This is a genomic window from Caproiciproducens galactitolivorans (assembly GCF_004768785.1).
GTDB classification, from domain to species: domain Bacteria; phylum Bacillota; class Clostridia; order Oscillospirales; family Acutalibacteraceae; genus Caproiciproducens; species Caproiciproducens galactitolivorans.
Map to the genome: position 1 here is coordinate 18,446 of NZ_SRMQ01000013.1, position 24,911 is coordinate 43,356.

General features: G+C 48.5%; 23 protein-coding genes. 4 read left to right on the forward strand and 19 right to left on the reverse strand.

Annotated elements, in window-relative coordinates; translation table 11 throughout:
• The first annotated feature begins 6 nt into the window (after positions 1 to 6).
• The gene (locus CAGA_RS11030) at positions 7 to 1,278 is read left to right on the forward strand and encodes a 2-hydroxyacyl-CoA dehydratase (protein WP_135660766.1); all 1,272 of its coding nucleotides are present in this window, start codon (positions 7 to 9) and stop codon (positions 1,276 to 1,278) included.
• A gap of 115 nt (positions 1,279 to 1,393) precedes the next feature.
• On the opposite strand, the gene CAGA_RS11035 is transcribed toward CAGA_RS11030, so the two are convergent.
• From CAGA_RS11035 to CAGA_RS11045, 3 genes are all read right to left on the reverse strand, one after another.
• Entirely contained in the window at positions 1,394 to 2,998 is a 1,605-nt protein-coding gene (locus CAGA_RS11035) for an MBL fold metallo-hydrolase RNA specificity domain-containing protein (protein ID WP_135660768.1), read from the reverse strand.
• A gap of 22 nt (positions 2,999 to 3,020) precedes the next feature.
• Positions 3,021 to 3,773 carry an exodeoxyribonuclease III gene (locus CAGA_RS11040; RefSeq protein ID WP_135660770.1) on the reverse strand — a complete coding sequence of 251 codons (753 nt, stop codon included), beginning with the start codon at positions 3,771 to 3,773 and terminating at the stop codon, positions 3,021 to 3,023.
• A gap of 248 nt (positions 3,774 to 4,021) precedes the next feature.
• On the reverse strand, positions 4,022 to 4,591 hold the full coding sequence (locus CAGA_RS11045) for a hypothetical protein (protein WP_135660772.1): 570 nt from the start codon (positions 4,589 to 4,591) through the stop codon (positions 4,022 to 4,024).
• Positions 4,592 to 4,780: 189 nt separating this feature from the next.
• Between CAGA_RS11045 and CAGA_RS11050 the strand changes: the two genes are divergently transcribed.
• Together CAGA_RS11050 and CAGA_RS11055 are read left to right on the forward strand one after the other, a co-directional pair.
• Complete coding sequence (locus CAGA_RS11050; protein ID WP_135660774.1) at positions 4,781 to 5,302, forward strand: peptidylprolyl isomerase; 522 nt, start codon at positions 4,781 to 4,783, stop codon at positions 5,300 to 5,302.
• A 12-nt stretch (positions 5,303 to 5,314) separates the two neighbouring features.
• Entirely contained in the window at positions 5,315 to 7,063 is a 1,749-nt protein-coding gene (locus CAGA_RS11055; RefSeq protein WP_135660776.1) for an ABC transporter ATP-binding protein, read from the forward strand.
• A 164-nt stretch (positions 7,064 to 7,227) separates the two neighbouring features.
• Here the strand turns inward: CAGA_RS11055 and CAGA_RS11060 are convergent, their stop codons facing one another.
• From CAGA_RS11060 to CAGA_RS11135, 16 genes are all read right to left on the reverse strand, one after another.
• The gene (locus CAGA_RS11060) at positions 7,228 to 8,550 is read right to left on the reverse strand and encodes a pyrimidine-nucleoside phosphorylase (RefSeq protein WP_207669578.1); all 1,323 of its coding nucleotides are present in this window, start codon (positions 8,548 to 8,550) and stop codon (positions 7,228 to 7,230) included.
• Positions 8,551 to 8,572: 22 nt separating this feature from the next.
• Positions 8,573 to 9,187: an HAD family hydrolase gene (locus CAGA_RS11065; protein WP_167875226.1), complete on the reverse strand. Its 615-nt coding sequence runs from the start codon at positions 9,185 to 9,187 to the stop codon at positions 8,573 to 8,575.
• Positions 9,180 to 9,602 carry a cytidine deaminase gene (locus tag CAGA_RS11070; RefSeq protein WP_135660780.1) on the reverse strand — a complete coding sequence of 141 codons (423 nt, stop codon included), beginning with the start codon at positions 9,600 to 9,602 and terminating at the stop codon, positions 9,180 to 9,182. Before CAGA_RS11070 ends, CAGA_RS11065 begins: the two co-directional genes overlap by 8 nt.
• A 52-nt stretch (positions 9,603 to 9,654) precedes the next feature.
• Positions 9,655 to 10,320, reverse strand: a complete 666-nt coding sequence (gene deoC / locus CAGA_RS11075) for a deoxyribose-phosphate aldolase (RefSeq protein WP_135660782.1) — start codon at positions 10,318 to 10,320, stop codon at positions 9,655 to 9,657.
• 35 nt (positions 10,321 to 10,355) lie between these two features.
• Entirely contained in the window at positions 10,356 to 11,276 is a 921-nt protein-coding gene (locus CAGA_RS11080; RefSeq protein WP_135660784.1) for an ABC transporter permease, read from the reverse strand.
• Entirely contained in the window at positions 11,266 to 12,393 is a 1,128-nt protein-coding gene (locus CAGA_RS11085) for an ABC transporter permease (RefSeq protein ID WP_135660786.1), read from the reverse strand. Before CAGA_RS11085 ends, CAGA_RS11080 begins: the two co-directional genes overlap by 11 nt.
• A complete protein-coding gene (locus CAGA_RS11090) occupies positions 12,377 to 13,918 on the reverse strand; it encodes an ABC transporter ATP-binding protein (RefSeq protein WP_135660788.1) in 1,542 nt (513 codons plus the stop codon). The genes CAGA_RS11085 and CAGA_RS11090 overlap by 17 nt, the downstream gene beginning before the upstream one ends.
• A gap of 93 nt (positions 13,919 to 14,011) precedes the next feature.
• On the reverse strand, positions 14,012 to 15,094 hold the full coding sequence (locus CAGA_RS11095) for a BMP family ABC transporter substrate-binding protein (RefSeq protein ID WP_135660790.1): 1,083 nt from the start codon (positions 15,092 to 15,094) through the stop codon (positions 14,012 to 14,014).
• Between the two features lie 91 nt (positions 15,095 to 15,185).
• Positions 15,186 to 15,896: a purine-nucleoside phosphorylase gene (gene deoD / locus CAGA_RS11100; protein WP_135660792.1), complete on the reverse strand. Its 711-nt coding sequence runs from the start codon at positions 15,894 to 15,896 to the stop codon at positions 15,186 to 15,188.
• A 33-nt stretch (positions 15,897 to 15,929) separates the two neighbouring features.
• Positions 15,930 to 17,099, reverse strand: a complete 1,170-nt coding sequence (locus CAGA_RS11105; RefSeq protein WP_279222008.1) for a phosphopentomutase — start codon at positions 17,097 to 17,099, stop codon at positions 15,930 to 15,932.
• Between the two features lie 46 nt (positions 17,100 to 17,145).
• Positions 17,146 to 18,153: a LacI family DNA-binding transcriptional regulator gene (locus CAGA_RS11110; RefSeq protein ID WP_243113025.1), complete on the reverse strand. Its 1,008-nt coding sequence runs from the start codon at positions 18,151 to 18,153 to the stop codon at positions 17,146 to 17,148.
• 268 nt (positions 18,154 to 18,421) lie between these two features.
• Positions 18,422 to 19,243: a MetQ/NlpA family ABC transporter substrate-binding protein gene (locus tag CAGA_RS11115; RefSeq protein ID WP_135660798.1), complete on the reverse strand. Its 822-nt coding sequence runs from the start codon at positions 19,241 to 19,243 to the stop codon at positions 18,422 to 18,424.
• A gap of 27 nt (positions 19,244 to 19,270) precedes the next feature.
• A complete protein-coding gene (locus tag CAGA_RS11120; protein ID WP_135660800.1) occupies positions 19,271 to 19,927 on the reverse strand; it encodes a methionine ABC transporter permease in 657 nt (218 codons plus the stop codon).
• Positions 19,917 to 20,930, reverse strand: a complete 1,014-nt coding sequence (locus CAGA_RS11125) for a methionine ABC transporter ATP-binding protein (RefSeq protein ID WP_135660802.1) — start codon at positions 20,928 to 20,930, stop codon at positions 19,917 to 19,919. Before CAGA_RS11125 ends, CAGA_RS11120 begins: the two co-directional genes overlap by 11 nt.
• A gap of 81 nt (positions 20,931 to 21,011) precedes the next feature.
• Positions 21,012 to 21,677, reverse strand: a complete 666-nt coding sequence (trmB, locus tag CAGA_RS11130; protein WP_135660804.1) for a tRNA (guanosine(46)-N7)-methyltransferase TrmB — start codon at positions 21,675 to 21,677, stop codon at positions 21,012 to 21,014.
• A 1-nt stretch (position 21,678) separates the two neighbouring features.
• Positions 21,679 to 22,170 carry a YbaK/EbsC family protein gene (locus CAGA_RS11135; RefSeq protein ID WP_135660806.1) on the reverse strand — a complete coding sequence of 164 codons (492 nt, stop codon included), beginning with the start codon at positions 22,168 to 22,170 and terminating at the stop codon, positions 21,679 to 21,681.
• 461 nt (positions 22,171 to 22,631) lie between these two features.
• Between CAGA_RS11135 and CAGA_RS11140 the strand changes: the two genes are divergently transcribed.
• Entirely contained in the window at positions 22,632 to 24,878 is a 2,247-nt protein-coding gene (locus tag CAGA_RS11140; RefSeq protein WP_135660807.1) for a sensor domain-containing diguanylate cyclase, read from the forward strand.
• Positions 24,879 to 24,911 lie beyond the last annotated feature (33 nt).

The following is a 24,911-nucleotide window of genomic DNA, read 5'->3' on the forward strand; positions in this document are numbered from 1 at the left end:
GAGCATTTGGCAGACCTTAAATTCAGCAAAGACGGGCGTTTGCTTTTTACCAAGGAAATGAAAAAAGAATATACCATTCTCTGCCCGATGATGGCTCCCATTCACTTTCAACTGTTTGTAAACGTGTTAAAAAACTGCGGTTATAACGTGGAGCTTCTGACCAATGACGGGCCAAACGTCGTGCAGGAAGGTTTGAAATATGTTCATAACGACACCTGTTATCCCGCCCTGCTGGTAATCGGCCAGTTCATCGACGCTCTGCATTCCGGAAAATACGACCTTGAGCGCACCGCGCTGATGATTACGCAAACGGGCGGCGGCTGCCGCGCTTCCAATTACATCCACCTTCTGCGAAAAGCACTAAAAAAAGCCGGGCTGGAAAAAATCCCGGTTGTTTCGCTCAATATGTCCGGACTGGAACACAACCCGGGATTTCATCTCACTTTATCCATGCTCCGGAAATTCATCGCTGCTGTGGTTTACGGCGACGCGCTGATGCTTCTGGACAACCAGACCAAGGCATATGAAGAAATCCCCGGCGAGAGCCGCCGGACGGTGGAGAAATGGGTTGACGCGCTTTCCGAACAGTTTAACAGGGGACAGGGGCTTTCCTTAAAACAGCTAAAGGAAAACCTGAACCTGATTGTAAAGGATTTCGCACAAATCAAAATCAATAAGCGTCCGAAAATCAAAGTTGGCATTGTCGGCGAAATTTACGTGAAATACTCCGCGCTGGGAAACAACAACCTAGAAGACTTTCTGGCGGAACAGGGCTGCGAGGTCAACGTACCCGGAATCCTGAATTTCGCTTTATTTAAAGTGGACAACCGGCTGGAGGACATTAAGCTCTACGGCGGAAGTAAGGCGAAATTTGTTGTGGTAAAGGCATTGATGGATTATCTGCTGAAAATGCAGAACATCCTGATCCGCGCCGTTGAAAGCGGGCAAAAGTTTTTGGCACCCGTTCCCTATGCCCATACCAAAAGCCTTGTAAAGGGCGTTATCGGTTACGGCAACAAAATGGGTGAGGGATGGCTGTTAACCGCTGAAATGCTGGAACTGGTTGAGCAGGGATACGAAAACATTGTGTGCGCGCAGCCGTTCGGCTGCCTGCCGAACCATATTTGCGGCAAAGGCATGATCCATCGTATCAAGGCTGTGGATGAGCGGGCAAACATCGTCCCCATTGACTACGACCCGAGCGCCACGCGCGTTAATCAGGAAAACCGCATTAAACTGATGCTTGCCGTAGCGCGGGAAAAGCTGAATAAAAAATGAAGCTGCAAAGCAGTCTCGTAAACATGATACCAAAATGCGTCTTGATCCGGCTCAAATCCGTTTCAAGACGCATTTTCATACCGTAAATTTATCTCATTATGCAGCGCATCGCAAATTATCTGTCCCACTTGTTGCAAAGGGAAAGTACCTGATCGGCAAATTTTGCGATATCCTTGTTCGCGCTGCCCTCGTTTTTCTGGATAACTTGCAAAAGCCGCTGCCCTGCTTCCACAAGGCGCGCAAACGCCGCGGAATATTTTTTGCCCTTCCCGGCTTTCTGTGTGCGGCGGGTTTCGGGCGCAATTCCATCTTCCAAAATTTGATTTTCCGCCAAATCAAAGACGGTTTGAAAATTCGGTACCAAAGCATCATAACCAAGCTGCCGCAGCGAAGAACAAAACAGGTCGCAGACCCCGGCTTCACCATGCACGACAAACACACGTTTCGGCTTTTTCTGAAAAGCCTGAATCCAATTCAGCAAACCGGTCCGGTCGGCATGCGCGGAAAGGCCCCTAAAATTATAAATATGCGATTGTACCGCAATTTCCTCGCCGAACAGCTTTACCCGTTTTGCTCCGTCGAGTAATAATCGGCCGAGCGTACCGTTTGCCTGATATCCGACAAACACGACGGCACATTCGGGCCGCCACAGATTATGCTTTAAATGATGCCGAATTCTTCCCGCTTCACACATACCGCTGGAGGAAAGGATCACCTTCGGGACACCGTCCATATTCAGCGCCTTGGATTCCTCCACACTAACGCAAATATTCAAGTTGGAAAACGAAATCGGATGGAATCCGGATTGAATCACTTCCACCGTTTCGTCATCTGCGTACCCCGTAAGATCCCCGCTGTAAATTTTTGTCGCTTCCGCAGCCAGCGGGCTGTCTACATACACCGGAAAATCCGGATTGCATTTCACCAGCCCTCTTTCCTTCATTTCGCGGATATAATAAAGCAGCTCCTGCGTACGGCCGACCGCAAAGCTCGGAATGACCACGTTGCCACCCGCGGACAGGGTCTTTTCAAATATATCCGCCAGCAACGCGACATAATCCTGCGCCTTTTCATGGTCCCGGTCGCCGTATGTAGATTCCATCACAACATAATCGGCCTGCTCAATATACTGTGGGTCGCGGATAATCGGCTGGTCGACATTCCCGATATCACCGGAAAAAACAATTTTTTTCGTCCGGCCGTTTTCTGTCATCCACATTTCCACCGAAGCGGAGCCGAGGAGGTGCCCTGCGTCGATAAAGCGGAACCGCACACCCTCGCAAAGTTCAACCATTTCTCCGTAAGAATAAGGAACCAGGCGTTCCAGCGTGTCCTGCGCATCTTCAAGGGTATAAATCGGTTCCTCTGGTTCCCTGCCCGCGCGCTTCCCCTTGCGGTTTTCATTCACTACGTCCATTTCCTGTATATGGGCGCTGTCGCGCAGCATAATGGACAGCAGCTTGCAGGTTATCCCGGAGGCGTAGATTTTCCCTTGATATCCGTTTTTAACAAGGAGCGGCAACCGGCCGCTGTGGTCGATATGGGCGTGGGTAACAATGACATAATCAATCTGCGAAGCGTAGAACGGAAGCTTGTGATTGTCGTCTTCATCCGCTCCCTGCTGCAAACCACAGTCAATCAGAATTTTCTTGCCGTTCACCATCAGGCAGTAACAGCTCCCAGTTACTTCGTGGGCGGCTCCGTAAAAAATCAGTTGCATTCTGTTTCCTCCATAGATTATTTTAGGATAATACCAGTTCGATCGGGCAATGGTCGCTCCCCATTACCTCCGGATGAATGTTGCTTTCGCAAATTCGGTTTTGAATGCCGTTGGATACAAGAAAATAGTCAATGCGCCAGCCTATATTCTTTTCGCGCGCCTTAAACATATAAGACCACCACGTATAAGCGTCCTTTTCATCCGGATGCAGATAACGGAAGCTGTCCGTAAACCCGGAAGCCAAAAGCTCGGTCATCTTCGCGCGCTCCTGATCGGTAAATCCGGCATTCCCCCTGTTGCTTTTCGGATTTTTCAAATCTATTTCATTGTGCGCCACATTCATGTCGCCGCACACAATGACCGGCTTTTTGGCATTAAGCTGCTGTAAATAAGAACGGAACGCGTCCTCCCAGCGCATCCGGTAATCAAGGCGTGCTAAATCCCGCTGCGCGTTGGGAGTATAAACCGTTACAAGATAATACTCTTCAAATTCCAAGGTGATAGAGCGGCCTTCCCCGACATGCTCTTCCGCCTGAATATCATAGCTTACGGACAACGGCTCCAGGCGGGTGAAAATCGCTGTTCCGGAATACCCTTTCTTTACCGCGGAATTCCAGTACTGCCGGTACCCCGGAAGCGGAATTTCCGCCTGATCCGGCTGCATTTTTGTTTCCTGCAAACATACGGCATCCGCATCCGCCGAGCGGAAAAAATCCAAAAAACCTTTATTCATACAGGCCCGAAGCCCGTTGACATTCCACGAGTAAAATTTCACGATTTCGTCCCCTTTATTTTTTCTTCATTATACCATAACCGCAGGGAAAACACGAAACAGTTCGCAAGAATATTTTGCAATTCTATTTCCAGCGGATCCGAGGGGTTCCTGACCGGGCAAAGCCCGCTTCCCGGCTACGTTTCCAAGGGCATTAAGCAAAAGCCCTTTAAGCTTCCCCCACGACCGGGAATCCCGAAATACAAAAATAGCAGGAGATGCCGAATGAAGGATCTCCTGCCTATACATCTTTACGCAACACGGTTTAAGTATTTGCCGATAGCCGCATAGGAAATTTTTCTTCTCTGCTGGGCTTTGTACGAATAAATTGCCTGCTGATAAGTACTTTTTTTCTGTAATTTCTTTGCTTCGCTTTCTTTTACTTCCTGTTTCCTTGCAGCCCTTTTCGCAAGTTCAGCCCGCTGCTGAAATTCCGTGATAATCCCGTCAGAAACAAGTTTTTTCAGCTCCGCTTCCGTATACAGGGAAAGATCTGCATAATGCTTTGACTTCGGCTTTTCTTCCGTTTGCTGCTTTTTCTGAGCCTCTAACAACTTCTCTGCCCGACCGGAAGGTGCCTGCGATTCCCTCCGCTTTGAATCATGTCCGGCGGCAGCTTTCTCTCCGGTTGAAGCTACGGTACCGGCCCGCTGTATCGCGGCCCGTGCCTGTTCGCTGATTTCTACAGAGTCCGCCCTGATATTTTGGCTTCCCTGCGCCTTTTTCTGAATTTCCGTTTCCGGCGTTTTCCGCACGCTGCTTGAGGAAAGGGGAGCCGTACGAAGCGACATTTCGAAATCAGTGTTGATTGCCTGGAGCATTTTATCACCTCCTCCGGTCGAACCCTACAATTAACCGTGATACTGTAATATTTAGTTTGGTTTGCCAAATTATAGCACTTTTTTGTTAATAAACTGTTAACAAACTATTCACAAGCGAAAATTTATCCCTTGAATGAAACTCCTTTTCCCGCTATAATAAAAATACTGAAAAAATACGGAGGAATTAATATGAAAAATCCGATTGTGACAATTACCACCAATGAAGGTTCTATGAAAATAGAGTTGTATCCGAATATCGCCCAAAATACAGTAAACAACTTTATCTCCCTTGTGAAAAAGGGATTTTATAACGGCACGATTTTCCACCGCGTAATACCCGGCTTCATGATCCAGGGCGGCGATCCGGAAGGAACCGGAATGGGCGGTCCCGGCTATAGCATCAAAGGAGAATTCAGCGGCAATGGAGTCAAAAATGATCTTAAGCATACCCGCGGCGTAATATCCATGGCCCGTTCCATGGATCCGGACAGCGCCGGATCCCAGTTCTTTATTATGGTTGCGGACGCGCCGCACCTTGACGGCCAATATGCCGCTTTCGGGAAAGTGATCGAAGGAATCGAAGAAGCGGATCGCATTGTATCCGTTCGCCGCGACCGCAGGGACAGACCCAAAACCGATGAGGTAATGAAGAGCGTTACCGTCGATACTTTCGGAGAGGATTATGAAGAACCAGTCAAACTTAAAATGTAACAGGAGCACAAAATGTCCATTTTTCGCAAATTTATAAAATATTACAAACCTTATCGCGCCTTATTTTATTTTGATATGTTCTGCGCTTTGATTGTTTCGGCAATCGATGTGGCTTTCCCGCAGATTTTAAATTTTCTGGTGAAAGGCCTGTTTCCACAGGGAACGCAAATCATCCTGAAAAGCCTTCCTTGGATTGCGGCGGCTCTATTGGGAATGGAGCTTGTGCGTTACGGCTGCCAGTACTATATCACAAGCTGGGGACACATTATGGGCGCAAAAATGGAAAGCGACATGCGGCAGGATTTATTCGATCACTTGCAGCGGCTTTCCTTTTCCTATTACGACAAAAACAACACCGGGGAAATGATGAGCAAGCTGGTTTCCGATTTATTTGACATTAGCGAACTGGCGCATCATGGCCCGGAAAACATTCTGATTTCGCTTTTAAAAATCTTCGGCAGCTTTGCGCTCATGATGCTGATTAATGTTCCCATGACGCTCATTTTGCTGTCTGTCACCCTGGTTATGATTGTGTTCAGCATTGAAAAGAACAAGAAAATGCGGGCAGTTTTTATGGATAACCGTAAGAAAATCGCGGGCGTGAATTCCCGTGTGCAGGACAGCCTTGTGGGTATCCGCGTGGTAAAAAGCTTCGGGAACGAAGAACTGGAGCAAGAAAAATTCAGCGAAAGCAACCTGCAATTTCTGGATTCCAAAGAGAGTAGCTATCTCATTATGGGCAGCTACCGCGCAGGAGCCTCGTTCTTTGAAGGATTATTGTTTCTGACCGTGCTGGTCAGCGGGGGGCTCTTTATCGCGCGGGGTACGCTTGCCCCAACCGATTTGGCGGTCTATGCCTTATACATCAATATCATTATCAATCCCATCGATATTCTGATTGAATTTACCGAGCAGTTTCAAAAGGGGTACTCCGGTTTTAGGCGCTTTGTTGAAGTCGTGGAAACACAGTCGGAAATTGTTGACCGGCCCGGCGCCGTCGATCTGAAGGACGTAAAAGGCAGCATCGAATACCGCAATGTTTCTTTCAGCTACGATACCGCTAACAACGTACTGGAGAATATCAATATCAAAATCGACGCGGGAAAAACCGTTGCGCTTGTGGGGCCATCCGGCGGTGGAAAAACCACCCTCTGCTCCCTGCTCCCCCGTTTTTACGACGTTACCGGCGGCAGCGTAACCATCGACGGTCACGACATTCGTGATGTTACGCTGAAATCCCTGCGCAAAGCAATCGGCATTGTACAGCAGGACGTCTACATGTTCGCGGGCACTATTAAAGAGAATATTGCCTATGGAAAGCCCGACGCAACCGATGAAGAAATTATGGAGGCCGCAAAAAACGCCAATATCCACGACTTTATTGTAAGCCTTGACAAAGGCTACGACACCTATGTGGGTGAGCGCGGAGCGCGCCTTTCCGGCGGGCAGAAGCAGCGGATTGCCATTGCCCGGGTATTTTTGAAAAACCCGCGGATCTTGATTCTGGATGAAGCCACGAGCGCGCTGGACAATGAAAGCGAGCGGCATATTCAGAAATCGCTGGTGACCCTGTCCAAAGGCCGCACTACTTTGGTCATCGCCCACCGGCTGAGCACAATCCGCAATGCGGACGAGATTATTGTCATCGGCGACGACGGAATTGAGGAAAGCGGCACTCATCAGGAATTGATTGAAAAAAACGGAATCTATGCAAAGTACTATAACATGCAGTTCGAAGGACTGGATACGGCCATGCAGTAAACGGAAATAAAGGGCTGTTGCAAAGCAAGCTTTACTCAATTGCGAATTGTTAAAAATCAACAGCCCAAAATGCAAAAACACGCCCGGAAGCAGCTCAATCGCATCCAAGGCGTGTCTTTTTTATATTATTTAGAAAACGTTTTTCTTGCATTCCCTTTTCAACATCAAAGCTTTTCCACGCCGTTTACTGTTACTCTGGCGTGAATAACCGGAACCGATTTCGGTGCTTCCGGACGGATGGAAACCGCGCTTTGGAAGATCTTTTCCGCTTCTTTGCATTTTCCTTCTTCGGACGTATAGAACACGGCAATTACGTCGCCCTTCTTCACATAATCCCCGATTTTTTTGCGAAGCATGATTCCGGCGCTGTAATCGATGGAATCTTCTTTCTTTTCGCGGCCCGCGCCCAGTTCTACCGAAGAGATTCCGCACCGCTCCGTATTCATTGCGTACAGGTATCCTTCGCTCTGCGCCAAAACCTCATACGCAATTTTTGCCTGAGGGAAGTTTGCGCTGTCGTCCAGCACACGAGTGTCGCCGCCCTGCGCCGCGACCATTTCCTTTAATTTCGCAAAAGCCTCGCCGTTGTCGATCTGCCTTCTTGCCAGTTTTTTGCATTCCGCAAGATCGCCTTTCCCCGCCAGATACAGCATATTGGCGGCAAGCTCGATGCAGATTTCCGTCAGATCCTCCGGGCCGTGGCCTTTCAGCGTATCGCACACTTCCATAATTTCTAGCGAATTGCCGATCGCGTTTCCCAGCGGGCGGTCCATATCGGTAATCAAGGCGATGGTCTTACGCCCAACATGTTCGCCGATCGCAACCATTGCCTGCGCAAGTTTAATGGAATCATCCACGGTTTTCATAAACGCGCCGCTTCCGGTCTTAACATCCAACAGAATACAGTCGGAACCCGCGGCAATCTTTTTACTCATGATGCTGGAAGCAATCAGCGGGATGCTTTCAATCGTGGCGGTTACATCGCGCAGGGCGTAGAGCTTTTTATCCGCCGGAACCAGATTGCCGGACTGGCCGATGACACTCACGCCGACCTTGCGGACGATATCAAAGAATTTTTCACGGTCAATGGAGGTCTGCATACCGGGAATCGATTCCATTTTATCGACCGTTCCGCCGGTATGCCCCAGTCCTCGCCCGCTCATTTTCGCCACGCGAACGCCAAGGGAAGCGACAATCGGGGAAATAATCAATGTTGTTTTATCGCCAACGCCGCCGGTGCTGTGCTTATCAACCTTAATCCCGTCGATGGAAGACAAGTCCACCATTTCACCGGATTTTGCCATACACATCGTCAAAGAAGCCGTTTCCCTGTCCGTCATACCCTGAAAATATATTGCCATGAGAAGCGAGGAAACCTGATAATCCGGAATTTCGCCGCTTACATATCCGTTGATGAAAAACTGGATTTCCTCGTCGGAAAGCTCTCCCCCATCCCTTTTCTTTGCAATAATATCATACATCCTCATTTGAATCACCTCATACGTAATTTTATGGTTTCAGAGAAACGCCGGCCCTGCGTAGTGTGTCGCGCAAGGGCTGCTCCTCTCCCTTATAGACAAAGCCTTCCATTCCAAGCCTGCGGCCCGCTTCCACATTGTCCGCGCGGTCATCCGTAAAAAAACATTCTTCCGGGCGCAGGGAAAACTTTTCAAAAAACAGCCGATAAATGTTCGGATCCGGCTTTATATAATGTACATCCGCTGAAAAAAATGTGCCGTCAAAGTATTGCAGGGCCATAATTTTCTTCGTGAATTTATGAATGCTGACAGAAGCGTTGGACAGCAGGTAAAGGGAATAGCCGTTTTGTTTTAATTCCGCAACCAATGGGTCAAGATTATGGAAGACCTTCATATAATCCTGCCAGTGCAGAAGAAGCTCCTTGACCGCAAAATGCAAACGTTCCGGCAGACGGGCGCAAACCGGTTGAACAAGGTCTTCCTCGGTCATTGTTCCGAGATCCATTTCCACCCATTCGCTTTTACCGAAAAGCTCGGTTCGCAGAAGAAGGGCGTCCTCCCGATCCGTGACATAGTGCCCAATAAAGTAATCCGGATTAAAATCTACGAACACCTGGCCCATATCGAAGACAATATTTTTAATCATGGCTCTTCTCCAAATCTTGTTTGCCAAATCCGAACGGCAGCAGTTCGCGAAGGGTATAGACATGCCATTTTTCCGGCGTGCCTAAAATTATTTTGAATTCGTCCGGATCACAGAACTCCATCATAACCTGTCTGCAAACCCCGCATGGAGCACAGAATTCTTCCAGTTCATCCCCTTTGCCGCCCACAATCGCGATACATTCAAACGCAAGCTCACCTTCGCTGACCGCCTTGAAAAAAGCAGTCCGCTCCGCGCAGTTTGTAGGAGTAAACGCCGCATTTTCAATATTGCAGCCCTTATAAATCCTGCCGCTTTTTGAAAGCAGCGCGGCCCCCACTTTAAAATTGGAGTAAGGCGTATAGGCCATTTCCCGGGCGGAAACGGCCGCAGAAATCAATTCCCGAGCGTTTTCCATGATAACACCTCTTTCAAGGAAGATTTAAGGAGCGGCGAACCGCTCCTTTTGGTTAATATCCGTGGGCTTCCTCATTCTTAATCAGTTTGATAATCCGGCTTGTGCCAAGGCGGGAAGCACCGAGCGAAATGAATTTTTCCGCATCTTCCATTGTCTTAATGCCGCCGGCCGCCTTGATCTTTACATTCGGTCCGACATGCTCTTTGAACAGGGCAACGTCCTCAAAGGTAGCTCCTGCCGTAGAAAATCCTGTGGAGGTCTTAATGTAGTCGGCTCCGGACGCGGTTACGACCTCGCACATCTTTATTTTCTCTTCTTCCGTCAGCAAACAGGTTTCGATGATTACCTTTAGGATATGGTTCCCACACGCAGCTTTCACCTGTTTAATTTCCTCAAGCTGAAGGTTGTAAAGGCCGTCTTTTACATAGCCTAGGTTAATAACCATATCTATTTCATCCGCTCCGTTTTGAATAGCGTCCTTCGCCTCGAACACCTTCGCGGCCGTAGTAGTGTATCCGTTTGGGAAACCAATCACGGTGCATACTGCCATTTTTTCGCCGACATACTCCTTTGCCCGCTTCACATAGGCGGCGGGAATACATACCGAAGCGGTACCGTAGTGAACGGCGTCGTCGCAGATTTGCTTGATCTCCGCCCATGTTGCCGTCTGCGTCAGAAGAGTATGGTCAACCTTCTCAAGTATTTCTTTTTGGTTCATTTCAATTGCTCCCTTGTTCAAAAATTCCGATTGTCTTATCTTTGGCCCTTTTCATACGGCACACCGTCCGCTTTCGGTGCAACCGAGCGTCCAACAAAGAAAATCAGCACGATAATTGTCAGAACGTACGGAAGCATCGCAAGAATCTGGGAGGGTACGGCATAGTCGCCGCCACCCAGCACAATCGTCAAAGCCTGCGCAAAACCAAAGAGTAGACAAGCGCCGTACGCGCCGAACGGTGTCCATTTCCCGAAAATAACAGCGGCAAGCGCAATAAAGCCCTGCCCGCTGATCGCCGTGGGCGTAAACTGCGAAATAATTGCCAAGGTCATGGAAGCGCCGCCAAATCCCGCTAAAACGCCTGACACCAGCACGCAGAGGTAGCGGGTACGGCTGACGTTGATTCCCAACGTATCGGCTGCGGCAGGATGTTCGCCAACGGAAAGCACACGGAGGCCCCATTTCGTCTTATACAGGAAATACCACATAACAGCGGCACAAACGAGCGCAAGCACAACGGTGACATCCACATTCAAATTTCCTGCCGGGCTGCCTTGAAAGAAATCTTCTCCGAAAATCTTCGGAAGCGTCTTGGCAGGCGGCGTCATGGTAGCCTTGGAAAACATCAAACGGCAGAAAAACAGCGCAAGTCCGGGTCCGATAAAGTTGATGGCAATACCGGAGATCGTCTGATCCGCTTTAAAGGTTACCGAAGCAATCGCGTGCAAAAGGGCGATTGCTCCGCCGGCCGCTCCCGCCGCAAGCAGTCCCAGCCAGGGGTTGCCCGTAAAATAGCTGACCGCAGCGGCCGCAAAAGCGCCAACCGTCATCATACCCTCAATACCTATGTTTACCACACCGGAACGTTCGGAAATAACGCCGCCGAGCGCACCGAACACCAGCGGGGTGGAATACATCATCGTAATACCGATCAACAGCAGAATTTTACTTAGCATGGCGAGCACCTCTCTTCTCAAGCTTATCAGCCAGCACGGGCACAACCCTTGTAAGGGCTACAAAAAATACAATCGTGCCGATCATAATATTGATAATTTCCGTGGGCGCTCCGACTTCCTGCTGAACGCTCTGCCCGCCATAGAGCAGGCCGCCAAACAGAAGCCCCGCGAAAATGCAGCCGATCGGTGAGGAACCCGCAATCAGCGCGACCGATAAGCCATTAAAGCCGTTGTTTTCAAAAGCAGCCATCTGCGAAATGCGGTGCGGTGCGGTGCCGGTTATGGCAAGCGCGCCGGCAAGTCCGGAAAGCGCCCCAGCAATCAGCATCGCCTGGACAAGATTGCGGCTGACGCTGATCCCCGCAAATTCCGCCGCGTCACTATTGAATCCCACCGCACGAAGCTCATAGCCCTTTGTGGAACGGTAAAGGAGTATCCATATGATTACCGCCATAACAGCAGCAACCAGAATTCCGAAGTTCACATCCGTTTTGACCATTACCTCATAAAGCCATTTATTCGGCTTCAGCGCGGCCATACCTTCTTCTGAGACTTTCCATTTCGGAAGAAGCATGGTAAAGCTCGACTCGTTAACCGGCAGGGAGCTTGTGGAGTTCGGCTGATGGTATGCGGGCAAGGCAACAATGTAATTTGAAAGATAGAACGCAATCCAGTTCAGCATAATACTGGTAATAACTTCATGGATGCCGAAACGGGCTTTCAAAAGGCCGACGATCCCGCCGAAAATCGCTCCGGCAAGAACGCCTGACAGCACAACAATCAGGATTTGGAAAACCGGCGGCAAATCCAGCTTAACGCCAACACAAACCGCGGCAACTGTCCCAACTATGTACTGGCCCTCGGCACCAATATTGAACAGACCGGTTTTAAATGCAAATGCCACGCTTAGTCCCGTCAATATAATCGGGGTTGCCTTGATAATGACATTGGAAATATACTTTGGCTTTGCAAAAATACCTTTGAATAACGCCGCAAAAGAGCTTACCGGATTGTAACCCGCCAGCACCAAAACAATGGCGGCTACCAGAAATCCGCAAAGAATCGCAATCAGCGTGGAGGTAATCGGCTTTTTTAGAACTTTAACCAACGTTTTCATTTATTTTACCTCCCGCCATTAACAGTCCGACTGTATTTTCGTCCACTTCACCCTGCTTAAAGGTGGAGACGATGCTTCCCGCATAGATAACCGCAATTGTATCCGCCACATTCATAACTTCGTCAAGTTCCAAAGAAATTAAAAGAATCGCCCTGCCCTTATCGCGTTCCCGGATCAGCGTTTTATGCACGTATTCAATCGCGCCCACATCCAGGCCGCGGGTAGGCTGAACGGCAATCAGCAAATCCGGCTCATTCGAGATTTCCCTCGCAATAATCACTTTTTGCTGATTTCCGCCGGAAAGACCCCTTGCCGCCTGATTTTCACAGTTCTCCGGACGGATATCGTACTCCTTGATCAGGCCCTTTGTAAACGCAAGGATTTCGCTGCTATTGAGCATGCCACCCTTGCTGTACGGCCGTTCACGGTATTTTTCAATAACCATGTTTTCCGCAACGGTAAACGGCAGAACCAGGCCGCGTTTCTGGCGGTCCTCATGAATGGTCGAAATCTTATGGTCGATCACATTGTGCGGCGTCGTGTTCTGGATTTCGACCCCATTTATTTTAATGGTACCGCTCTCCGCTTTCGTAAGGTTTGTAATCGCCTCGACAAGCTCTTTCTGTCCGTTTCCGTCGATTCCAGCTATGCCGACAATTTCTCCCTTTCGGACTTTCAGCGACAGGTTTTTCACGGCGTCCAGCTTCCGCTCATCCTTGACCGTCAGGTTATCAATTTCGAAAACGACGTCGCCCGGCTTGGCGGGCGTCTTTTCAACAACAAGCTGAACAGCATGCCCCACCATCTTTGTCGCCAGTTCTTCCTCGTCCACATCCGCAACAGGAACTGTATCAACATATTCGCCGCGGCGGATAATGGTGCAGACATCGGCCGACGCCTTAATTTCCTTCAGCTTGTGGGTAATAATGATAATGGTTTTGCCGTCAGAAATCAGGTTGTGCATAATCTGGATCAGGTCGTCTATTTCCTGCGGAGTCAGCACCGCGGTAGGCTCATCCAAAATCAGCAGATCAACCCCGCGATAAAGCGCCTTTAATATTTCAACACGCTGCTGCATGCCAACAGAAATATCCTCTATCTTTGCATCCGGATCTACTTCCAGTCCATATTTCCGGACGATTTCAAGGATTTCCTCACGTGCTTTTTTCATATTTAATAGGCCAAACCGATTTGTTACTTCATTCCCCAGAATAATGTTCTGTGTAACCGTAAAATTTTCAACCAGCATAAAGTGTTGGTGAACCATGCCAATGCCATGTTCAATCGCAATATTCGGATTTTTAATATTTACTTTTTCCCCATTTAAAAAGATTTCCCCCGCATCCGCCTGATATAGGCCGTAAAGCACATTCATCAGCGTGCTTTTCCCCGCGCCGTTTTCGCCTAAGATCGCGTGGATTGTTCCCTTCTTAACGTCAAGATGGACATTGTTCAGGGCGCAAAAAGAGCCAAACATTTTTGTAATACCGTGCATCTGCACCGCATAATCGCTGCTGACTTCCATTAAAATAGACCCCCTGCCTGTTAATGGTTCTTTAGACACAGCGGGGCGCCTGAAAACGCGCCCCGCTTATGAAAGAAATGGATTGATGCCAAATTATTTAAGAGCGGCTACGAATTTATTATAGTCGTCTTTGGTTGCCGGAGGAGTGATTGTCTTGTCTTTAATTTTGCTTTCGAGCGCAATCGCCGCATTGTAGGTGTCGTCGCCCATGAGCGAATGTTCTTCCGGAATGCCAACAGCGTCTTCCGTCAAGCCATAGGTGTATGTCTTACCGCCGATCTTCTGGCCGTTGATTGCTTCCTTGGAAACGAGCTCAACCGCTTTGTTGACGAGCTTCAATGCAGAGGTAAGAACGTTCTTCGGAGCAAGATAAGCCTGGTCGCGGTCAACGCCGATCGCAAATTTGTTGGCTTCTTTTGCCGCTTCAATAACGCCTGTGCCAGCACCGCCGGCCGCATGGAACACGACATCGCAGCCATTGTTGAACATGCTTGTTGCAATTGCCTTGCCCTTTGCGGCATCGCTGAAGCTTTCCGCGTACTGGGCGTCAACCGTAATGTTCTTTTTCAGTTCTTTGGCCGCATAAGCAACGCCGGCCTTATAGCCGTATTCGAACTGGTCGATGATAGCGCTGGTCATGCCGCCCACAAAACCGACTTTACCGGTCTTTGTGGTTTTCGCCGCAATGTAGCCTACAAGGAAGGAGGGCTCCTGCGCGCGGAACATAACCCCTGTTACATTGGCAGGAGTTTTGTCGCCATAGGAATTGTCTACGATTGCATAGCTGATATCCGGATTCTGTTTCGCCGCATTGGCTACTGCGTCGGCCATAGCGAAACCGATACCCCAGATCAGGTTGCTGCCGTCGTCAGCAGCCTTATCAAGGTTCGTGGTGTAATCCGATTCCTGCTTAGATTCGGTGTACTTTACCGTAGCGCCCGTATCTTGGGACACCTTCTGAAGTCCTTCCCATGACGACTGGTTAAAGGACTGGTCGTTTACACCGCCGGTATCCGTAACCATCGTAATCTTAAAATCGGATTTTCCAGCGGAAGTTTCCTGGCTTTCCGCAGCGCTGGCGGCAGGGGCTGTGCTGGATGTTGTGGAACCAGAGCCGCATGCAGTCACAGACGCCGTCATCATTACTGCAAGAAAAAATGCTACAATCTTCTTCATAATTCTTTCCTCCTGTTTTTTTTGCAGGCCTTACCAGAAAATAAGACCCGGGGATATATAGAATATCACAAACGTGATATTACCCACATCATCAGGCAAGGGACAACGCGATTTCCATCATCTGCGTAAAGCTGGTCTGGCGGTCTTCGGCCGAAAGCGATTCGCCGGTAAACGGACAATCGGAAATTGTCAGCATGCAAAGAGCATTTTTGCCGGCACGGGCCGCGTTCATATACAATGCGGCAGCTTCCATTTCCACCGCGAGAACGCCCATCTTTTTCCACTTTGCCAATGCGTCCCCGTCGTCGCCGTAAAATACATCAGAAGACAGGATATTGCCGACCTTTACCGGGTATTTCAGCCTTTCTGCTTCCTTTACCGCCCGGCTGAGGAGGCCATAGCTTGCAATCGGCGCAAATGTGCCCGGAAGACAGTACTGGGAAGCATAATTTGAATCGGTACAGGCTCCCATGCCGATAACAATGTCACGCACTTGCACATTATCTGCGATTCCTCCGGCTGAACCGATACGGATAATATTGTCAACATCGTAAAAATGAAAGAGCTCATAAGTATAAATCCCAACGGATGGCATGCCCATTCCGCCGCCCATTACGGACACCCGTTTGCCCTGATACGTCCCGGTAAAGCCCAGCATATTGCGAACCGTATTAAAACACGAAACATCGGTGAGAAACGTATCTGCAATAAATTTTGCCCGTAACGGATCGCCCGGCATTAAAACCGTTTTGGCAATTTCCCCTTCTTTTGCCGCGTTATGTGGTGTAGGTATATTCGCCATATTCAATTCCTCCTGTTTCTTTTTGAACTGCTTTTATTTTAAAATGTGCTTCAACAGCGAAGTCCCCGTTATCTTTTGCTCCACGTTGAAATAGTCCAGAATGGTCGCCGCAATATCGGCGAAGGTCGGACGGGTGCCAAGGTTTACGCCGGGCTTCACATTCTTTCCGTAAATAACCCACGGCGTGTACTCCCTGGAATGATCGGTAGACGGCGTAATCGGGTCGCAGCCGTGATCCGCCGTAATCATCAGCAAATCATCGTCGCGCAGGCCGTTCATAATCTCCGGAAGCTTCTGATCAAAATACGTCAGCGCTTTCGCATAGCCTTCCACATCGTTACGGTGACCGTACAGCATATCGAAATCAACCAGATTCACAAAGCAGAGTCCGTTAAAGTCCTCTTTTGTCAATTCGATGGTGCGCTCAATGCCCTCGGCGTTTCCCTTCGTGCGCATAAAGCGGCTGATTCCCTTGCCGGCAAAAATATCATTAATTTTTCCAACAGCAATAACATCATACTTTTCTTCCAAAAGCTGATCGAGCATGCTGGCTTTCGGGGGCAGAAGGGAAAAATCATGACGGTTTGCCGTGCGGGTATAATTCGGGTAAGTTCCTACATACGGCCTTGCGATTACCCTGCCTACGCCATGCTCGCCGGTCAGAAGGTCCCGCGCGATCTGGCAGTAGCGGTAAAGTTCTTCAACCGGAACCACAGCTTCGTTCGCGGCAATCTGGAAAACGCTGTCTGCCGAAGTATAAACAATCAGCGCGCCCGTTTCTTCATGCTCCCTGCCATAATCCATAATGACCTGCGTTCCGGAATACGGCTTGTTGCAGATGGCTTTTCTTCCAGTTTTTTCCTCAAAGGCGCGGATCACTTCCTCCGGAAAACCGTTCGGATAGGTCGGTAGCGGTTTTGGGGAATAAATTCCCGCAATTTCCCAATGGCCGATAGTCGTATCCTTTCCCTTTGAGGCTTCCTGCATACGTGCAAACGCCCCGGCCGGATTTTCCACCTTCGGGCGGCAGTTAACGCCGTCAATATTAAACAGCCCCAGTTTCTGCATATTGGGCATCGCAAAAGAACTGCTCGTAGCGGCGGCGGCAAGCGTATTGCTGCCTTCGTCTCCATATTCCGCAGCGTCCGGCTCTTCACCGATCCCCATACTGTCCAGTACAATTAAAAAAATGCGTTTGTTCACACTACACGCCATCCTTTTTTAAATAGTTTCTCTCGTTCCGGCAGTTTCATCCATTACTCTCTGCCGGCGGTCTGGTTGTCTGCCTTACTTTCAGCTTGACCGGAAGAATGTATTCCTGTCGGTCAGGGGTTTTATCCGCCACCTGATCAATAATAATTTTCGCCGAAAGCCTTCCGATCTCCTCAATCGGCTGCAAAATCGTTGTCAGCTCAGGGGTCATCAGCCCTCCGAGCTCTATACCGTCATACCCGACGATCATAATATCATCGGGAACCCTGCGCCTCTGCATAAGCAGCACCTTATAGAGCGACAGAACCATCATGTCATTTACTGCCAGAATGCCGTCCACATACGGGAACCGCTCCAAAAGCTCCTGCGAACACCGAAGCCCGTCATTAGAATTGAACGGGCTGTCGATAAACAGCGGCTCAATGCCGTGTTCCTTGCATACATCCATATAGCCGAGAAAACGCTGCCGGCCGCTCGAATACTTTTGCGGGGGGCGCATCAAAACCGGATGTTTGCAGCCGCACTTCAGAAGATACTCGGTCGCGAGGCGCCCGCCGGCGTAATTGTCGGACTGTACGACGGCGGTATAGCGGCCGCTGGCTTCTTTATCCAGTACAACAATCGGAAGCGGGCAGTTCCGAATCTCCTCATCCAAATTTTCATTGTTCGCGGTAATAATAATCCCGTCGGCATTCATCGCCGTCAGCATTTGAATATATGCCGCTTCTTTTTTCGGGTTTTCATCCGAGTTGCATAAAATCATTTTATAGCCGTGCTGGAAAGCCTCTTCCTCAATCGCGCGGCCGATTTCGTTCAAAAAAATATTCAAAATACTGGGTACAATATATCCGATAATCCGCGAGGACTTTTTATACAGAGAACGTGCAATCTCATTCGGCTTGAAACCAGTTGCTTTAATCGCTTCCAATACCCGTTTGGCCTTCTCTTCGCTCACTTTGGCGGAGCCATTAATCACACGCGACACGGTTGCCGGAGATACTCCCGCCAATTTTGCCACATCGCTGATCTGTGCCAAACTTATCACCATAGCCTTCCTGATAAAATATGCGCTTTAACTTTGAAACCGGTTTCAAAGCGTTCTCATTTTACATCCATGCTGCAAAATTGTCAAGAGATTTTATAAATGTAAAAATTAATTGTGCAAAATCGCCACATCCTCCTGCTTAATTTTATTTATTTTTTTGCCCAAGAACCATCTTTTTATTGCAGTACCTAGTTCCAGTATTTTCTTGTTCGGTTGCGCAGAAAACACCCGTGCGGATATTCTCCCGCACGGGTGTCGCTTATGTTACTTATTTTACAGGTACAACCGCACCGTTAAAAGTATTTTTTATAAACGTTTTCATTTCATCGCTTTTCAGCACTTCGACTAGTGCCTTAATCTCCTCGCGGTTTTCATCGCCTTTTCGTATGGCAAGAACATTTGCATATTTTTCCGCGGCTATGGAATCGTCTTTTTCCACAGCAATCGCGTCCGAAACCTTCAGGCTACCCTGCAAGGCGTAATTTCCGTTGATAACAGCCAGATCGACATCCGGAAGGGAACGGACAAGCTGGGCGGCTTCAATTTCCGTAAACTTCAGGTTCTTTTTGTTCTCCACGATATCCTTCTGCGTGGCAGTAATCCCCGCATCGTCCTTCAGTTTAATCAAGCCCTGCGCCTGCAAGAGAAGGAGCGCTCTCGCTTCGTTGGAGGTATCGTTCGGAACGGAAATCGTCGCACCGTCTTTTAAATCCGCCAGGCTTTTGGTTTTTCCCGCATAAATTCCAAACGGCTCATAGTGGATAGATCCGGCGGAAACAATATCCGTACCGTTTTTCTTATTGTAATCATCCAGATAAGTCACATGCTGGAAGTAGTTTGCGTCCAGTTCCTTGCTTACCAGCGCGGTATTGGGCAAAACGTAATCGTTAAATTCCTTTACTTCAAGGTCATAGCCCTTTTGCTTCAGTAATTTTGCAGCTTCCTTTAAAATAATCGCATGGGGTGTGGGAGAAGCGCCCACCACAATCTTTTTGCTTCCCGCGGAAGCCGCTGTGCCGGATTTTGCGCAGCCGGCAAGCGCTGCCAGGGATAGAGCTGCGATCAATATAATCGATATGATTTTTTTCATAAATTCCCCTCCAATATTTGAAAATCGTTATTTCTTATTGCTGAGCCCCGCCAATTTCATCAAGATCCCCTGAAGCACCTGTACAATGAGAACCAACAGAACCACCGTCACAAGCATAACGTCGTACTGATAACGGTAGAAACCGAAATTCGTTGCGATCGTGCCAAGCCCGCCGCCGCCTGTAAATCCGGCCATTGCCGAATAGCCAAGGATCGTTGTGGTTGCGATAGCGCACCCGACAATCAGGGACGGTTTCGCTTCCGGCAGCATGACTTTCCAGATGATCTGCATATTGGAGGCGCCCATGGACTGAGCGGCCTCAATAACGCCGACATCCACTTCCTTGATGGAAGACTCGACCAGACGGGCAACAAACGGCGCCGCCGACAAAGTCAGCGGAACAATCGTCGCAGTGGGACCGATCATCGTCCCGGTAACAAGCCGCGTAAAAGGGATAATGGCTACAAGGAGGATCAGGAACGGAATGGAACGGGTCAGGTTCACAATGACGTCCAAGGTTTTAAATAGCCATGGACGGGGGCGGATCCCTTCCTTTGCGCTTGTAACAAGCAGGATGCCAAGCGGCAACCCGATGATATAAGCAAAGAAAGTGGAAACAAGCGTCATATACAGGGATTCACCAACACCCTGTATCAGCAGATTCAGCGTTGTCTCATCCCACATAACCATTCACCTCCTCCGCAGATAATCCTCTTGCACGAACATAATGAAACATCTTCTGCGCCAGAACTTCGTCCTCCGGCAGTTGGACCACCATTTGGCCAAACGCTTTGCCGTCTATATTCTTTGTATCCGCATACATAATGTTCACGGGAGCCTTACATTCCAGCACCATGTTGGCAATAACCGGCTCAAACGAAGAATTCCCGTCAAAAACAATTCGCATGCAGCGCTTGCTGATAAATTGCTGCGTAGGTTTTCCGGAAGGATAAACCAGCTTTTGCGCAATTTCGGTTTTCGGCTTATAAAAAATATCTTCCACCTTACCGGACTCCGCGATGTGGCTTTCGTCAATAATCGCAACGCGGTTGCAGATTTCCTCAATAACACTCATTTGATGCGTAATCATGACAATCGTAATGCCCAGCCGTTGATTGATATCCTTTAAAAGGGCCAAAATGGAAGTCGTTGTCGTAGGGTCAAGGGCGCTGGTGGCTTCGTCGCAAAGAAGCACTTTCGGATCCGTGGCAAGCGCACGCGCAATTGCAACACGTTGCTTTTGCCCGCCGGAAAGCTGAGCGGGATACGCCTTGGCTTTATCCGCAAGCCCGACAAGCTCCAGAAGATCTTTCGCCCGCTTCCTTGCGGAAGCCTCATCCATACCGGCAAGCTCCAACGGGAAACAGACGTTGCCCTCCGCCGTGCGCTGCATTAAAAGATTGAACTGCTGAAAGATCATTCCCATGGAACGACGCACTTCCCGCAACTCCCGTTCAGACAGCTTCGCCATGTCACGGCCGTCAAACAGAACCGTACCATGCGTTGGCTTTTCAAGCATATTGATACAGCGCACAAGCGTGCTCTTACCGGCGCCGCTCATGCCGATAATTCCGAAGATTTCATCCTTTTCAATCGTCAGATTAATATCCCTCAGGACGGTTACTTCCCCATCTTTTGTGCGGAAAGATTTGCTAAGCGCCCGTATTTCAATAATGGCCTCGCCCATGCCCAGCACCCTCCAAATATATTACTAAATTAATAGGACTTATAATGTATCCTCATGCGTTTGTCAATGAATATTTATAAATTAACGAACAGGAAGTTTTGCAATTAGTGCTTTGATTTTGATTCCCTTTTCTAGGAACATTTTCTCATGCTCCGTAAGCACATTTTCCTCCGGCCAGTTATCCGCGTGCAGATCATAGGTTATTCTGGTAATTTCAAACCCGCTTTGTTTAAAATAAGCCACCGAATTACTGAAAAGCGGGTCGTCGTCCGTTTTAAAATGGATTTCGCCGCCCTTTGCTAAAATCTGTTTGTAGCTTTCCAACATTCGCGGATAAGTAAGACGCCGTTTATTGTGCTTCGCCTTTGGCCATGGATTGCAGAAAAGAATATAAATTCTCTCGACGGTATCGTTTTCATTCATAACCGTTAAAAGCCGCTCAATATCCTGCGCCATCAATACAACATTGTCCGGCTTTTTGTTTTGCTCCTGAAACGCCTTTTCGATATTGCGCTTTGCAGGGCCTAGAACCGCATCTTTCAAATCGATCCCGATATAATTAATTTCCGGATGCTTTGGAGCCATTCCCGCGATAAAAAATCCTTTCCCGCAGCCAAGCTCCAGATGGATCGGCTGTCTGCGCGGGAAAAATGAATGCCATTTCCCAATCTGTTCCGACGGGCTACGGACAAAAAATTCGCAGGCGTCCAGTTCCGGCGCAGCCCATGGTTTATTACGCATTCTCATACTACTTACTCTGTCCCCCGGTTTCCTGCCAATTTTTACAGACGTCCAGCCACTTTCTGCTTCCCGACGCCCGGAAAAGCTCCTCACAATCCAATTCTACACAGGAATTGGAGCTGCCCCCAGCGGGGTAGACCGTGGTAAAGCGCTTCAGGGACAGGTCGCAGTAAACCTTTGCTTCCGACGGGTTCCCAAACGGGCATACTCCGCCGATCCGGTAACCGGTCAGCCGCTCCACATCCTCGGAAGCGAGCATTTTTGCTTTTATCCCGAATTCCGCCTTAAACTTTGCATTATCAATTTTTGCATCCCCCGCGGTAACGATTAAAATGCATCCGCCTTCGGCGTAAAAAGAAATCGTTTTTGCAATGCGCGCCTCTTCCACTTGCAGCGCCTGTGCCGCAAGCGCAACGGTTGCACTAGAAACCGGAAATTCCCTTAAACGGTTTTCCATTCCGTATTTTTTAAGATATTCTCGTACTTTTTGTACCGACATGTCATCCTCCGAAATGATTCTTAAACTTTAGTATAGCATACTGGTTGTTGGTGAAAAGTACTTTCCTTAATTTTTGTAATAAAATACAAATCCAAGAAACCTTTATTTTGGTTTTCTGTAACAGATTTGTATGGATTCCGAAGTGGCTCCATCAAATGCATACGCAAAAAATAAAAAACTTTGGTTTTTTTCCGGTTGTATTTGGGCCGACAAAAAGCATAAAGCATCCAGGATTTGAATAAAAATTATTACCCTCTCCGTACGCCGCTTCCATTTTCCCTTTCCAATTTTTCAGGAAATTTCTGTTAATTTCCCGTATAGCTTTATTCTGTCGCAATTGGGAAAAATATCCTGTTTTTTAAGGAAAAAGGAATTGCGTTAAGGAAAAAAATAGTGTATATTTTATCTATATTGAACAATTTTCCTTAAATTAAAACACATAATGGAAAGGATGCGAGCTTGTGACGTTAAAGCCAAAACTAGCGGCTGCGTGCGTTCTTCTTGTCTCTTTATCCTTTCTGCCGTTGTCATTTACAGCTTTCGTAAGCAAGATGAACCGTGACCTACAGTCCTCCGTTTCGAGAAATATGATTGAAAACGCTGCGCAAAGCGCTGCAGCTATAACGGCAAAGATGGACGAAAGTTCATCTGTTTTACGTACCCTGGCCACATATCTCGGCGAACACGGGAATCTATATGACAAAGCGGCTGCGGACGCCACGCAAGCGGTATTAAACAGCCATCCGTTCCTTCAGATATCTGTTGCCGACCTGCACGGAGACAGTATAACAAACGACGGCTTGAAACGGAATATCGCCGCAAGCGAATCGTTTCAACAGGCGGTAAAGGGAAAGGCCACCATAACCGGCTCTGAATCCTTCCCGAATGCGAAAAAAGCGTTCCTTTATTCCGTTCCGATCTATTCAAAGCAAAAAATAATCGGCGTATTAAACGGAACAGCATCCGCCGACCCCATTGCAGAGCAACTGGATAACCCCCTGTATGAAGGAAAGGGCACGCGCCTTCTGATTCGCCATGACGGCACCGTCGTGCTGTATTCCAAAAAGGCAGCCGACAGCGCCGTGCAAAATTTTTATTCTTCTCTCAAGTGTGTAGAACCGGATAAAATGAGCGTTGAGGCGTTGAAGGAGCAGATCGGCCGGAACAGCAGCGGAACGGCAGAATTCAACGTCGACGGTTTGGACAGCTTTATATATTATCAACCGCTTGGCGCGGGGAACTGGTACCTGATCACCATTGTTCCGTCCAATGTAATTCTACCGCAGTCAAATTATATGATCCGCATTTCGGCCCTGCTGGCGTTCAGCACCGCGTTCGCTTTTATCCTTCTTGGTTTTTACGCAGTCCTTCTCCTTCGGAAAAAGAACAACGCTATTGAGAAAAGCATCCGGGAACTGAGTGTTTTAACATCCAATATTCCAGGCTGCGTGCAGCGCTGTAAATACGACGGGAACTTAACCATCATCTATTGCAGCGACGGATTTTATTACTTAACGGGATATAGCCGTGAGGAGGTCACCAGGCTTTTCAATCAACAATTTTTGAAAATGATTTACCCGCGTGATCGGGAAGCGGTAAAGCACAGCATCGACGAACAGCTTCATGCCGGCAGCGTAATCGACATACAGTACCGCATCCAGAAAAAAGACGGGACTTTGGTATGGATTTTGGAGCGGGGCCAGCTCATGGTGGAAAGCGGGAAAGAACCCGAGCTGTACAGCCTTTTAATTGATATTACCGAGCAAAGGGTAATCATGCAGGAGCTGGAAATCAGCAATGAACGCTATCAGATTGTTATGGACCAGTCCGACAGCATGATTTTTGATTACGACATTCTAAACAAGACCGTTCTGAACAGTACGGGCGGGCGGCAAATTTCGGGCGGCGGCTACGCCATTAAAAATTTTCCCGAAAGCTTTCTGAATACCGACGTAGTCCATCCGGACGATGCCGAAGCTTTCCGCCAAATGTTTGAAAGCGTGAAAAACGGCGAACCCAGCGCCGAAAGCGAATGCCGGATGAAATCGGAAAACGGCGATTATCTATGGTACAATATTAAAATCACTACAATTTTCAGCAAGGAAGGCAAAGCCATACGGGCAATCGGCAGAATCAGTGACATCACCTGCCAAAAAGAAGCGACGCAAAAGCTTTTGTTCAAAGCGCAGCGGGACGGATTGACGGAACTGCTCAATAAAATCGCAACGCAGAATCTGATTGAGCAGGCGCTCAATGACAATGAACCCTGCGCCCTTTACATGATTGATGTGGACCATTTTAAAGAGGTCAATGATAATCTGGGCCATATGTTCGGGGATGCCGTGCTTGCGGATATCGGCAGCAAACTGAAAAAGCTGTTCCGCACAACGGACATTCTAGGCCGGATCGGCGGGGACGAATTTATGGTGCTTCTGAAAAATGTCGATGACCATGCTCTGATTGTAGAAAAAGCAATGGCGATCACCCAATGCCTGCAACAAACATTCAACACCTGTTACTCGATTTCCGGAAGCGTAGGCGTTGCCCTTTTCCCGAAGGACGGAAAAAGTTATGCCGAGCTTTATCAAAAAGCCGATATGGCCCTGTACGAAGCAAAGCGCAGCGGCCGAAACCGCTTCGTTCTTTTTCACGACAGAGCGGATTCTTCTGAAACCTGCCCGGAACATGGGAAGAAAAATATACCGTAGACAGCTCGCGTCCTTACAATTATAATAAAGGTA